This window comes from Frateuria defendens (assembly GCF_001182895.1).
Taxonomy (GTDB): domain Bacteria; phylum Pseudomonadota; class Gammaproteobacteria; order Xanthomonadales; family Rhodanobacteraceae; genus Frateuria_B; species Frateuria_B defendens.
The window spans coordinates 1-232 of sequence record NZ_LFQR01000169.1; the positions used below are offsets into that span (position 1 = coordinate 1).

At 71.1% G+C, this 232-nt stretch carries 1 pseudogene; it reads left to right on the forward strand.

Annotated elements, in window-relative coordinates:
• Positions 1–232 (forward strand): annotated as a pseudogene (locus tag ACH65_RS17380) (acetyl-CoA C-acetyltransferase); the annotation flags it as partial.

The window sequence follows — 232 nt, forward strand, 5'->3', positions numbered from 1 at the left end:
CCGCCGCGGTGCTGCTGGGCAGCGACGAGTGGGCCGCCGCGCGCGGTCTGAAGGTGCAGGCCTACCTGCGCGACGCGGAAGTGGCCGCGGTCGACTTCGTGCACGGCGAGGGCCTGCTGATGGCGCCCACGGTGGCGGTGTCGCGGCTGCTCGCGCGCAACCACCTCACCCTGCAGGATTTCGACTACTACGAGATCCACGAGGCCTTCGCGGCGCAGGTGCTGTGTACCCT